Genomic DNA, 12,377 nt, shown 5'->3' with positions numbered 1-12,377 from the left:
ACCCCCCAGGTCATGCCTTCGACAGGGGGCAACAGTCATGCCGGGCCCGGAGGCCAGCGGCCCCGTTGCGGAGCCGCGGAAAACATAACGGGGCTTGCGGAGGGCTGGGCCGGGTGGGCGTCAGGGGGTGGCGGTGAAGCCGGTGCGCCAGGTGGGGTGCTGCGGCTGCCAGCCCAGGGTGCGGGCGGCGGTGTTGCGGGCGCCGCGCTGCCAGCCCGCGCCGCCGGTGGTGGGCTCGGGAGCGGGAGCACCGAGGGCGGCGGCCAGCGCCGGGACCCACTCCCGGGCCGGGGCCGGGTCGTCGTCGACCACATTGACCACCCCGCGCGGCCAGTCCAGGGCGAGCAGCGCGGCCCGCGCCGCGTCCTGGACGTGCACGAAGGAGCTGACGCCGTCGTCGGCGGGCAGCAGCCCGGCCCGCAGCCGGTCCGCCATCAGGCCGCCCGGCGCGTACCAGGTGCCCGGCCCGTAGAAGGTGCCGTAACGCAGCACCACATGCTCGGGGATCTCCGCCACCGCGTCCTCCAGCGCCGCGACCCCCTGCACGGTGGTGGCCCGGGGCTCCGGCGCCCCGGTGTCCAGCGGCTCGTCCTCGCCGGCCGGCCCGTCGCCCGGCCGGTAGGCCCAGGAGATGGACTGGGCCACCATGCGCCCGACCCCGGCCGCGCGGGCGGCGTCGACCAGGTTGCGGGTGCCCTCCCGCCGGACGCGGGCGTTGTCGGCCGGGTCGGCGTCGGCCAGCGCGGTCAGCTGGTGCACGACCGCGTCCGGCGCGGCGGCCCGCAGGGCGTCGCCCACCGCCGCGCGGTCGAAGACGTCCAGCCGGACCGCGTCGGCGCCCTGCGCCCGCAGCCGCTCCACCCCGGCGGCCGTACGGGAGGCGGCGACCACCCGGTGCCCCGCGTCCAGCAGCAGCGGGAGCAGGACGCGGCCGACGGCTCCGGTGGCTCCGGCGAGGAAGATGCGCATGGCGGGGTGCTCCCGGGGGTCGGTCGACGGGCGCTGCCCCGCCAGGCTAGGCCGGGCAGCGGTCCAGGCGCACGGACCAATCCGGGTCGCTGAACGTGGGCCAATGCCGGCTCCGACCGGCAGCCGGCACCCCCGCCGGTGGCCGGGGGCCACCGGCGGGGGTGCCGGCCGTGCCGTGGTGTCCGTGGTGTCCGGTGGCCTCGTGGGCCTGCCGGACACCACGGGGATCAAGGGGAGGCGGTTCAGCAGGCGCCGAGGTCCTGCCAGACGCCCCACTCACCGGTGGTGCCGGGGGTCTCCCCCAGGGTCCACCACTTGGCCAGCCAGTTGTGGCCGCCGTACGAGACCTTGTCGCCACCGACGTAGGTGGCGGCCTTGTCCCACGCGGGGGCGGTGCAGCCGGAGGTGCCGCCGGTGACGGTCAGGGTGTAGACCGCGCTGTGGCTGCCGGAGGCCGCGGTGCCCTTGACGGTGATCGGGTAGCTGCCGGGCGCGGTGCTCGCCGTGGTGCTGACGGTCAGGGTGGCGGTGCCGCCCGCGTTGACCGTGGTCGGGCTGAGGGAGACGGTGACGCCCGCCGGGGCGCCGGTGGCGGTCAGCGCGACGGACTGGGCGCTGCCGGAGGTCACCGAGGTCTGCACGGTGGCGGTGGCGGAGCCGCCGGGGGCCACCGAGCCGGACGCGGCGGACAGGCCCACCGAGAAGTCGTTGCCCACCGGCTGCGTGGTGCCGCCGCCGCTGGTGAACGGCGCGAAGGTGTGGCTGAACTGCCAGGTGCTCTGCGCGATGCCCGAGCAGGAGTCGGAGCCGCCGGTACCGGGGCAGCCGCCGTTGTCCCGCTGGAGGGCCCAGAAGGACAGGGTGTTGATGCCCTTGGACACGGCCCAGTTGTAGACGGTGGTGGCGTCGGCGGTGGTGAAGGTCTCGGCCGGCCCGTAGTCGTCGATGCCGGGCATCTCGGTGACGCCGATCATGCCCCACAGCTCGGCGGTGGACTTGGTCGGGTACAGGCTCGCCAGCTGGCGCTGTAGCCCGGCGGCGGCGTTCTGGGTGTCGGTCGCCATGTTGTGGGTGGCGCCGTCGTAGTAGTCGAACGTCATCAGGTTGACGACGTCGATCCGGGCGTTGTTGGTGACGGCGTTGCGCAGCACCGCGAGGCCGCTGGAGGCGAGGCCGCTGGTGGTGGTCGGCAGGGTGTAGGAGAACTGGACGGTGCGCCCGTTGGCGGCGGCCCAGTCCTCGACCTGCTTGACGGCCTTGTTGCGGCGGTCGATCCCGGCGCTGTTGTTCAGCGAGTTGTCCTCGATGTCGAGGTCGATCCGCGTGATGTCGTAGGTGGTGATCACCTTCTCGAACGCGGTGGCGATCGAGTCCACGCTGGTGCAGCTGTCCGCCAGCTCGGTGCCGGTGTTGTCGGCGGTGTAGCCGCCGAACGACGGGATGACGTCGCCGCCGTTGGCCTTGATGGTGGCGATGTCGCTGCCGAAGGTGGCGGCGGAGACCGGCATGCTGCTGTCGCCGTTCCAGTACGGCGTGCAGGAGCCCTTGGACGCGGTCTGCAGGAACGCCATCGTCAGGTTCTTGGCCCCGGACTGGGCGGCCAGCGCCGCCGGGCTGTCGCCGGTCCACGCCTCGAAGTACGGCGCGAAGACATGGGCGGGCAGCGGCGTCGCCGCCTGCGCGCCGCCGCCTCCCAGCGCCACCATGCCGAGCGAGGCGGCGGCGGTGGCGAACGCGGTGAGGACCGCGCGGACAGTGCGTGTGCTTCTCACGAGTGCTCCCGGAAGCGAGATGACTGAGGGGGGTGAGTCACAGGTGCGCGGGGGCCGGGCGCGAAGTGCGGGCCCCCGTGGCGCGGGTGGGGCGGGCGCGGCGCCGGCGGAGGGTCCGGTGCGCCGCGCCCTCCGCGCTGCCCGGCAGGCGTACCAGTCGCCTGCCGGGCGGGGCGGGAGAGGGGGCTGACGGATCAGCAGGCGCCGAGGTCCTGCCAGACGCCCCACTCACCGGTGGTGCCGGGGGTCTCGCCCTGGGTCCACCACTTGGCCTGCCAGTTGTGGCCGCCGTACGAGACCTTGTCGCCACCGACGTAGATGGCGGCCTTGTCCCAGGCAGTGGCGGTGCACTTGCCGGGCGGCGGAGTGGTCGGCGGCGTGGTGGGCGGCGTCGTCGGCGGGGTGGTCGGCGGCGTCGTGGGAGGAGTCGTCGGCGGAGTCGTCGGCGGCGTGGTGGGCGGCGTGGTGGGCCCGCCGGTGCAGCTCGACGCGGAGCCGTTGGTCGCGGTCACGATCTTGTTGAAGAGCGTGCTGTTGGTGTCCAGGTCGAGCAGCGAGTACATCATCGCGCCGCCCAGGCCGTTGCAGTGCGCGTAGTCCGCCTTGGCCTGGATGGACTGGGCACCGAGACCGGTCCAGAACTCCGTGCCGTTGTAGAAGTAGTTGGACTGGGTGGCGGAGTCGTAGAAGGTGGTCGACGCGTTGTCGACGATCCCGGTGAGCTCCTTGTAGTACGCGGTACCGGCGGTGGCGCTCAGGCCGCGCGCTGCGGCCGGGCCGGTGGCGGACTGGTACAGGCCGTGGTTGCTGCCGGCCGGGACGCCGGTCCAGCCTCGGTAGTACAGCGGGTAGCCCATGGTGATCTTGGACGCCGGGAAGCCGCCGGCGATGCCGTAGGCGGGCGAGCCCTTGGTCCACGCCTTGATCGCGTTGTCGGTGCTGTACTTCTCGGTGCCGGGCGCGACCGGGTTCGACGGGTCGCTGGGCGACTGGTAGGTCGGGTCCTGGTGGTTCGTCGGACCGGTGGCGTCCCAGGCGCCGTGCATGTCGTAGGTCATGATGTTCGCGTAGTCGAGGTACTGCCCGACCTTGTCGGTCTCGACCTGGGCGATCTTGTCCTGACCGGCCGGCATGGCCGCCGTCAGCAGCATCTTGCGGTTGTTGGCCGTGCCGTACGCGTCCAGCTCCTTGCGGAACTCGGCCAGCAGCAGGGTGAAGTTGGCCTTGTCGTTGGGGCTGTAGTGGTTGCCGGTGTGGCCGTTGGGCGAGCCGGGGTACTCCCAGTCGATGTCGAAGCCGTCGAAGATCCCGGCTGCGGTGCCGGTGCCTCCGTAGCCGCCCTGGACCGGCAGGTTGCCCTTGATGAACATGTCGATGCAGGAGCTGACGAGCTTCTTGCGGCTGGCGTCGGTCGCGGCGGCGTCCGAGAAGTACTTGGAGTACGTCCAGCCGCCGATCGAGGCGACGATCTTCAGACTGGGGTACTTCGCCTTGAGCTTCTTCAACTGGTTGAAGTTGCCCACGATCGGCTGGTCCCAGGTGTCGCCCACGCCGTCCACGCTGATGTCGGCGCCGAAGGACTTCTGGTAGTCGGCGAAGGAGTCACCCGCGCCGTCACCGGCGTTGGGGTTGGACTCGTTGCTGGCGTCCGAAGCCTTGGTCGCCTCGAAACAGGTGAGGTTGGTCGGGTCGATGTTCTCGAACGAGTAGTTGAGGATGTCGAGCTTCCCGGCGATGCCGCGAGTGGCGAGGTCCTTGGGGTAGAAGGCGTTCCCGTAGACGCTCCACTGGTCGTAGTACGCGATCTTCACACCGCCGCTGCCGGCCGCCGCGGCGGCCGCAGGGGTGGAAGTCGAGGCGTCGGCGGTACCTGCGCCGACGAACGCGGTGAGCACTCCGGCGGTGACGGCCAGCACCGACAGTGCGGCGGTGAGGGGCTTGCCGGCCTTGCGGGGGACGTGCACTGAACCTCCTGGGGAGGGGGCTGATGGGTGCCGTGCCCGGTCGGCACCCGAGGGGGTGTGGATATGGGATACCGGCGGGCCGGATACATGTCAATGGTCTGGACCATTTGAGGACTAGACCAATTTCGGGCAGCAAGCGGCCTGCGGCGCACGGCACATGGGAGGGTGCGGACTAGACCAATCGCGGACCAGATCCGGCGCCGGGCCCGGCGGGGAGGGCGCAGGCAGGGCGGCGGACGGGCACTGCGGAGCACTCCGGACGCCCGGGGCGGCGGCGGTGGGCGGCGCCTTCCGGGCCGGATTGACGGAGCGTCAATTACTTGGCCGGATCAGGTCGGTGGTACGGCTCCCGGCCCGGCGGCGGGTCGGCCGGAACGGCGACGGGGGCGGCCGCAACGGGAATCCGCGGCGGCCGCCCTGCTCCGTGGCGGCGGATGCGGCGCGGGCCGGCGGCGGCGCGACGGGCCGGGGCGGGCACGGCCGGGCGGCGGCATGGGACGGGCGGGCAGCGGGGAGGGCACGGGCGATGGGGAGGGCACGGGCCGGCTCGCGAACCCCGGAAAGTCGGCCGAATTCCCCGGCGTCCCGGGTGCGCGCAACCGTACATCTGACCGACACTGGAGGCAGACTCTGTACCCGTAGCGCACCGGAGGCATCGTGGACACCTGGGCGACCTGGACCACCCAGGGGATCATCGCCGGGGCCGGCGGCGCGAGGACCGCCGAGGTGGGCGTGATCACCGGGGATCTGACCGTGCACACCATGTGGGCCGACCGCGAGGCCAGGGTCACCGTGCAGTACACCGGCGCGAGCGACTGGTACACCCTTCAGGGCAGCCCGGTGCCCGCCGACGACGAGGCGGCGGGCCGGGAGATCCACCAGCGGGCGGTACGGGCCGTCCAGGCCGGTGGCGGGGCCGAACTGGGGCCGCCCCGCTGACCGGGCGGCCCCGGCGGACTACTGGAGCGCGACCGGGGTGACGGTGAACTGGCCGGAGCAGACCTGGAGGCGCGCGGGGAGCGTCACCGCCGTGTACGACGCCGGCGGGTAGACCCGGACGTAGGAGCCGGTCGCCCGGCAGGCGCCGCCGAGCGGGCCGTTGGTGGTGTGGATCACCGAGACGGCGGTGCGGCCGGGGCGCAGCGTGACGGTACCGTACGACTGGCCGGTCCGGCCGGCGGCGGCGCCGATCTGGTGCCTGGCGCCGTTCAGCACACTCGTGCCCGGGTAGCCGCGCAGCGCGCAGGTGTGGCCGCTGGTGTTGGTGAAGCGGATCGGCCAGTAGAGCTGGCCGGCCCCGTGGTCCTGGGCGCCCAAGGACACCTTGAGGTTGCCGACCGTACAGGTGGGCAGGGCGGTCGCCGCCTGGGCCGCCGGGACGGCTGCGGTGAGGGCGCCGCCCAGGCCGAGCGCGGCTGCCGAGACGACCGCGGCGGTACGGCGGGTGAAGTGGAAGGTCATGGCACACACCTCCGTGGGTGCGAGTGGAGAACATCCTCTGCACTCGGAAGGACGCGGTCGCCGCATCGGGCGGTTCCCGGCAAAGCCGACTGAACGGGCGCGACTACGGCCCGACCGGGTCCGCGCGGGTGCTCGTCCGGGCGGGCCGGGCGGGCCGGGCGGCGGCGCGCAGGACGACGGCCGCGATGTCGTCGTCCAGGTCGCCGCCGCTGTAGCCCAGCAGGTCCTCGTGCAGCCGCTCCAGCAGTACCTGCGGCGCGTCGGCCGTCCACCGCCGGGCGCGTTCGACCAGCGGGTAGAACACCCCGGCGCCGTTCCGCGTCTCGCTGACGCCGTCGGTGTAGAGCAGCAGGCCGTCCCCCGCGCCGAACGGGACGGTGTCGATGCGGTACTCGTCACCGAGCAGCGCGGCCATGTTGATCGGCGGCGAGGGCGCACTCGGGACCACCTCGCGGACCCCGTCGCCGTGCAGCAGCAGCGGCGCGGGATGGCCGCAGTTGACGATCCTGGCGAGCGCCCCGTCCCCGGGGATCTCGGCGAGCAGCACGGTGGCGAAGCGTTCCAGCGCGTCACCGCCGACCAGCAGCCCGCTGTAGCGGGACATGCTCACCTCCAGCCGGTGGGCCAGGTCCGCCAGGTCCGCCGCCTCGTACGCGGCCTCGCGGAAGCAGCCGAGCAGCGCGGCGGACACGCCGACCGCCGGCAGCCCCTTGCCGCGCACATCCCCGATGATCACGCGTACGCCGTGCGGGGTGTCCAGCGCCTCGTAGAAGTCGCCGCCGATGCGGGCCTGCGCCGCCGCGGCCAGGTAGAGGGTCTCGATCTCGACGCCGTCGAGGCGGTGCGGCATCGGGCGCAGCAGCACCTGCTGGGCGGTGTCGGCCACCGACCGGACCTCGGCCAGGGTGCGCTCGCGCTGCTGGCGTACATGGCTGGCGTACGCGGCCGCCAGGGTGACCACCGCGACCACCGAGACGGTGAAGAGGTCCTCGACGTCGCGGTCGGTCACGCCGAGCACGACCACGGTCGCGACGGAGGCCAGGCCCATGCAGAGGGTGCCGGAGACCGACCAGACGGAGGCGGCGAGCGCGGGGGCGGCGGCCAGGAAGCGGCTGAAGGCCAGCTCCTTGGGGGTGCAGACGGCCAGGACGATGATCCCGATGGTGAAGATCACGGGGGCCAGGAGCGCGGGCTGCCAGGAGCGCGGCTCGCGGTGCCGGGCCCGGTGTCGGAACCGGTCGAGGGGGGTCACCCTCAGGATCATATCGTGATCTAAGGGGTATATCGGACGCCGGGCCGGACACCCGGGCGGGTCCGGGCAGCGCGGCGCCCCGGGACCGGGTGGAGTCCGGTCCCGGGGCGCCCGCGCGGGTCGGCCGGGCGGCCGACGGTTGCGCGATCCGGTCTCAGCCGACCAGGTGCGGGTTGAAGTTCAGCGCCGGGGAGGCGTGCGCGGCCAGGGAGTGGACCTGGTCCGCCCACCAGCCGCCGGCCACCGGGTCGACGACGCCGTACTCCGGGTCGGTCGGGCCCGCCGTGCCACGGGTGCAGCTGCCGTCGGACTCACCGGGGACCTTGACCCAGAGGAAGGCGTCCAGCAGCGCGGTGCGGGTGTTGGCGGTCGGCCTGGTGCCGAGGCCACGGCCGGGCGGGTTGCACCAGTTCTGCGAGTCGGTGTAGGTGCCCGGCGCGGCGTCCCAGGGGCCCTGGCCGTTGCGGCTGCTGTCGATGACGAAGTGCGGCAGCTTGGCGTTGGCCGGCACGTGGTCCTTGTACCACTTGTCGGCGTCGGCGGCCGGCCAGTACTGGTTGGCGCAGTCGTCGGCCGTGGCGCCCCGGGTGTTCTGCAGGTACCAGACGCACTTGGCGACCTGGGTGCCGTAGCGGACCGAGTCGGCGTCGGTCTGGTAGTTGGAGACGTTGAGGAAGAAGCCGCGCGCGTGCGCGATGCCGCCGTCGATCAGCAGCTGCGCCTGGGTGCCGGAGCCCTGCCAGGCGCTGTGGCCGGCGTCCAGGTACACCGAGGTGCCGGACTGCTGCTCCAGGCGGCGCACGGCCGCGGTCATCTCGGCCGTGCGGTCGGCCTGCTGCTGGGCGGTGCCGCCGCAGTACGCCGGGCTCAGCGCCAGGCCGTCCGGCTCCAGGATCACCACGGTCTTCTTGCTGCCGATGCCCTTGGCCAGGGCGTCGATCCAGGCCGCGTACTCGCTGGAGTTCGAGGCGCCGCCGGCGGAGTACTGCGAGCAGTCACGGCCGGGGATGTTGTACGCCACCGCCACCGGGGTCTGGTGCTGGAGCGCCGCCTTGGCCTGGAGCTTGGCCATGGCGTTGGTGGTGTCGGACAGCTTGGCGGTGCCGTTGAACCACTGCGCCACCGGCCAGGAGGCCAGCTCGGTCATCCGCAGCGCGTCCGTCAGGTGCCCGGCGCGCAGGTCGGTGCTGGCCTGCTGGGCGGCCTTGCTGTTCAGCTCCACGTAGAAGTGGGTGTTGGTGGTCAGCCCACGGTCCGCACCGGAGGTCGGTGTGGCCGCTGCGGCGGAGGTGGCGGTTGCCGAGGCACACAGGGCGGTCGCGGCCGCGACTGCCAGCAGGCCTCTGGTGATGCGGGTGCTGCGCACGTCAGGTCTCTCCTTGGTGGTACGGGAGGCGGGTGCGGGTCGCTGTGGTGTGGGAGCGCTTCCACAACGGGGGGCGGACAGCGCGGGCAAGTTCTTTGATTCATGGAAGGTGAATGCCCGTTCGATGCCCGGTCATATGAAGCCAGGGCTACCGAGAGCCGTCAAGATCTCTCGTTGCGTTAACTTCTCGAACGGGGGCAGAGAGGTGGGGCACTCAGGGTGGGAGCGCTCCCGCAAATCCGCCGTCACTCGGGCAGACCCCTCCCGACGCGACGGCGGATCTCCACGATCTCCCGATTGCGGGCCAACTCCGGGTAGCGGCCGCAGAGATCGTCCAGCAGGCCGCCGAGGAACACGGTCGTCGCCCTGCGGAACTCCGGATAGGCGACGGTGCCCGAGGGCCCCCGCTCCTCCCGGACGCGTACGACGTCCCCCTTCCGGCTGAGGAGGTACTCGCCCGCCCCCTCCGCTGCCGAGTACCGCCGCTTGCCCGGTTCCTTCAGGTGCAGCGCGGTGCAGAACAGCACATAGGCCGCGTCCAGCACCGGTCCGGGACCGCTGAAGTCGGCGTCCCCCACCCGGAAGGTGAGTTCCCCCCAGAACATCTCGCAGGTAAGGTCATAGAGGTCCGCCGTTGCCAGCTTCTGCCGGAGGCGGGGAGTGTCCTGGCCGTCGAGGATACCGTCGAGCCGGTACGCCAGTTCGATCATTTGTTCTTTCTACCCTGGTTCCGGCCCTCGGGGGACGCGTTTGCGACCCGTGCCGAGCGGGGTGCGCGGCTGCCCGCGCGGTTCCCCGCTCCGGCGGCGGATCAGAGGTGGAGGCCGTGCTGCCGGAGCCAGGTGACCGGGTCGATGTCCGAGCCGTAGGCCGGGGTGCGGCGCACCTCGAAGTGGAGGTGGGGGCCGGTGACATTGCCGGTGGCGCCGGACTTGCCGAGCCGCTGGCCGGTGTCGAGGGCCTCGCCGGCCTGGACGGCGATCGAGGAGAGGTGCGCGTACATGGTGTACGTGCCGTCATCGTGCCGCAGGATGACGTCATTGCCGTAGGCGCCGTCCCAGCCGGCGGAGACCACGGTGCCGGCCAGTACGGCGACCACCGGGGTGCCGGACGGGACGGCGAGGTCCTGTCCGGTGTGCCGGTGGGCCCAGTGGCTGCCCGCAGCGGCGTACCCGGCAGTCAGGGTGTAGCCGTGGACGGGCAGGGTGGCGCGGAGCCGGGTCGCCGCCGCGGGGTGCGCCTTCTTCGGCTTCGCGGGCTTGGCGGGCTTGGCGGGCTTGGCGGGCTTGGCGGGCTTGGCCTCGGCCTTGGGCTTCGGCTTGGCGGCGGATGCCTTCCCGGGCAGGTGCAGGTGCTGGCCCGGCCGGATGAGGTCCGGGTCGGCCCCGATGGTCTCCCGGTTCTCCAGGTACACGCTCTGCCAGCCGCCGTCGACGTCCTCGTCCGCCGCGATCGACGCCAGCGTCTCGCCGGGCCGCACCACATGCTCGGCCGGGTGGGCGGGCCGCGCCGGTGCCGCTTCGATGTGGAGGCGCTGGCCGGGCACGATATGGGCGGGGTCGGGGCCGATCAGCTGCCGGTTCTCCCGGTACACGCTGCGCCAGCCGCCCGGGGTGCGCAGCGCGGCGGCTATGCCGGACAGGGTCTCGCCAGGAGCGACGATATGGACGGTCGTCCCGGGGGCGGCCTTGGCGGCGGCCGTCCGCACCACTCCGGTGAAGGCGACCGGTTGCACGGAGAGCGGCACCGACTCCCCCGTGGCCGCGTCGGGCTCCGGTTCGGCCGGGGGCGCGACCGCCGCGCCGCTGTGCCCCGCCGCCGCGACGGGCACCCCCAGGCCCACGCCGGTGAGCCCGGCGGCCAGCACCAGGCGGTGGGCGGGAGTGGTGCTGCTGTGCGGACGGCGGTGGCGTCCCTCTGCTGCCATCGTGCCCCTCCAACTGTTGCCGACGGTCTGCGGTGAGCGAGCTCCTGCCACAGTACGCAACCGCTGACCCGCCGTCACGGGCGCACTGCGAACGGGCTGTTGTGCTCCCGGGGCTCGGCGGCTCCTTCTCCTGGTCGAACGGGAGATCGAGGACCGGCTCGGGTGCGACGGCACGCCGGTGGCGAGCGGTACGCGGGGGGCGGGACCGTACCCGGGGGCGTCGGCGGGCCGGGATGCCGACCGGACCGCGGCGGGCGGGACGGTGCTCGGCCGGGCGCTGCGGTCGGGCGCGGGCGGCGCCGCTTCACCCGGTTGCGGGTCACCGGCGGCCGACCGGGGTAGGCGGCGGCGCGCCTCCGGTCGCCCCGCGGGTCCCGGTAGCGGAGGGTGGAACTGTGGACCCAGGCGTGCCGGAAGGGGGTGCAGCGGTGGATCTCGACCGGCTGCTGCCGGAAGGCTGGCCCAGGTGGCGCCGCCTGCTGCCCGCCCTGCTGATCACCGCCGCCGTACTGATCGACCTCGCCTCGCCGTCCCGGGTGAGCACCGTGCCGCTGCTGGCGGCGTCCCCGGTGGCCGCCGCGCCGCTGCTCTCCTGTCCCGGCACGATCACCACCGGGCTGGTGGCCTCGCTGGTCGGCCTGGGGCTGGCCCGCTGGCACAGCAGGGTGGTCGACACCGCGACCTTCATCGAACTGCTGAGTGTGGTGATGGTGACGGTCTTCGCCGCCGCGATCAACCGCTTGATCGCCCGGGACCGGCAGCGGCTGCGGTCGGCCCGCGACGTCGCGGAGGCCGTCCAGCGGGCGGTGCTGCCGCCGCCGCCCGCCCGGATCGGTCCGCTGTCGGTGGCCGCCCGGTACACCGCCGCCGACGCGGAGGCCGCCATCGGCGGCGACCTGTACGCGGTGCAGGAGACGCCGTTCGGAGTGCGGCTGATCATGTCGGACGTACGGGGCAAGGGGATCGGCGCGGTGGAGGTGGTCACCGTACTGCTGGGGGCGTTCCGGGAGGCGGCCGACCGGATGCCGGCGCTGGCGGACGTGGTGCGGGAGATCGAGCGGGCGCTGCTGCGGGTGACCCGGCTGCGGGAGGGTCTGTACACCTCGGAGGGGTTCGCCACCGCGATCATCGCCGAGGTGAGCGGGGACGGGCAGGTCATCGACATCGCCAACCGGGGGCATCCGGCGCCGCTGATGGTCTACCGGGGCCATGTGGAGGCGCTGGAGCCGGCCGAGCCGTCGCTGCCGCTGGGGCTGGGCGAGTTCGGGGACGGCGGCGTGCCGGTGGACCGCTTCGAGCTGCTCCCGGGGGCGGCCGTCATCCTGTACACGGACGGGGTCACCGAGGCGCGGGACCGCAACGGCGTCTTCTACGACCCGGTGCCGCGCCTGTCCCGGCCCGTCCCCTCGGACCCGGACGGCCTGCTCGACGCCGTCCTCGCCGACCTCGCCACCCATGCGGGGGTGCGGCTTGCGGACGACGTGGCGATGGTCGCGGTCGTCCGGAGCCGGGACGTTCCCGCCTGAAGGTTCCGCTGCGCGGCGGGGGGTGTGTTCGGGGGCCGCGGGGGTGCGGGGGGTGCCTCTATGTCTTTCGTCAAGGCGCTCCTGTCGGGTTTGGGGTGGTTCGGGGTTGCTGAGGTTATGCGGCGAGTTCGACGTCCTTC

General features: G+C 73.2%; 10 protein-coding genes. 2 read left to right on the top strand and 8 right to left on the bottom strand.

Features of this window, described 5'->3' with window-relative positions:
- Window positions 1-120 precede the first annotated feature (120 nt).
- The 3 genes from ACIQGZ_RS29480 to ACIQGZ_RS29470 form a co-directional block, all read right to left on the bottom strand.
- On the bottom strand, window positions 121-969 hold the full coding sequence (locus ACIQGZ_RS29480) for an NAD-dependent epimerase/dehydratase family protein (RefSeq protein WP_402607788.1): 849 nt from the start codon (window positions 967-969) through the stop codon (window positions 121-123).
- 242 nt (window positions 970-1,211) lie between these two features.
- Window positions 1,212-2,741, bottom strand: coding sequence for a glycosyl hydrolase family 18 protein (locus ACIQGZ_RS29475; RefSeq protein ID WP_402607786.1), 1,530 nt, complete (start codon window positions 2,739-2,741; stop codon window positions 1,212-1,214).
- A 194-nt stretch (window positions 2,742-2,935) separates the two neighbouring features.
- A complete protein-coding gene (locus ACIQGZ_RS29470) occupies window positions 2,936-4,705 on the bottom strand; it encodes a glycosyl hydrolase family 18 protein (RefSeq protein WP_402607784.1) in 1,770 nt (589 codons plus the stop codon).
- A gap of 657 nt (window positions 4,706-5,362) precedes the next feature.
- Here ACIQGZ_RS29470 and ACIQGZ_RS29465 point away from each other — a divergent pair.
- Window positions 5,363-5,644 (top strand): hypothetical protein, encoded by a 282-nt coding sequence (locus ACIQGZ_RS29465; RefSeq protein WP_402607782.1) that lies wholly within the window; start codon window positions 5,363-5,365, stop codon window positions 5,642-5,644.
- Window positions 5,645-5,662: 18 nt separating this feature from the next.
- Here ACIQGZ_RS29465 and ACIQGZ_RS29460 read toward each other — a convergent pair whose 3' ends face one another.
- The 5 genes from ACIQGZ_RS29460 to ACIQGZ_RS29440 all read right to left on the bottom strand — a co-directional run bounded on the left by ACIQGZ_RS29460 (window position 5,663) and on the right by ACIQGZ_RS29440 (window position 10,711).
- The gene (locus ACIQGZ_RS29460) at window positions 5,663-6,166 is read right to left on the bottom strand and encodes a DUF4232 domain-containing protein (RefSeq protein WP_402607780.1); all 504 of its coding nucleotides are present in this window, start codon (window positions 6,164-6,166) and stop codon (window positions 5,663-5,665) included.
- Between the two features lie 103 nt (window positions 6,167-6,269).
- Complete coding sequence (locus ACIQGZ_RS29455; RefSeq protein WP_402607778.1) at window positions 6,270-7,418, bottom strand: PP2C family protein-serine/threonine phosphatase; 1,149 nt, start codon at window positions 7,416-7,418, stop codon at window positions 6,270-6,272.
- 154 nt (window positions 7,419-7,572) lie between these two features.
- Complete coding sequence (locus ACIQGZ_RS29450) at window positions 7,573-8,784, bottom strand: glycoside hydrolase family 6 protein (RefSeq protein WP_402607776.1); 1,212 nt, start codon at window positions 8,782-8,784, stop codon at window positions 7,573-7,575.
- A 245-nt stretch (window positions 8,785-9,029) separates the two neighbouring features.
- Entirely contained in the window at window positions 9,030-9,494 is a 465-nt protein-coding gene (locus tag ACIQGZ_RS29445; protein WP_402607774.1) for a hypothetical protein, read from the bottom strand.
- Between the two features lie 101 nt (window positions 9,495-9,595).
- The gene (locus ACIQGZ_RS29440) at window positions 9,596-10,711 is read right to left on the bottom strand and encodes a peptidoglycan DD-metalloendopeptidase family protein (RefSeq protein WP_402607772.1); all 1,116 of its coding nucleotides are present in this window, start codon (window positions 10,709-10,711) and stop codon (window positions 9,596-9,598) included.
- A 428-nt stretch (window positions 10,712-11,139) separates the two neighbouring features.
- Here ACIQGZ_RS29440 and ACIQGZ_RS29435 point away from each other — a divergent pair, with 428 nt between their 5' ends.
- Window positions 11,140-12,237: a PP2C family protein-serine/threonine phosphatase gene (locus ACIQGZ_RS29435; protein ID WP_402607770.1), complete on the top strand. Its 1,098-nt coding sequence runs from the start codon at window positions 11,140-11,142 to the stop codon at window positions 12,235-12,237.
- Window positions 12,238-12,377: the final 140 nt, after the last annotated feature.

This window comes from Streptomyces sp. NPDC092296 (genome assembly GCF_044755465.1).
Classification (GTDB): Bacteria; Actinomycetota; Actinomycetes; order Streptomycetales; family Streptomycetaceae; genus Peterkaempfera.
Note: the sequence above shows the minus strand (reverse complement) of the source record. Positions and strands in the feature narration are given on the sequence as shown.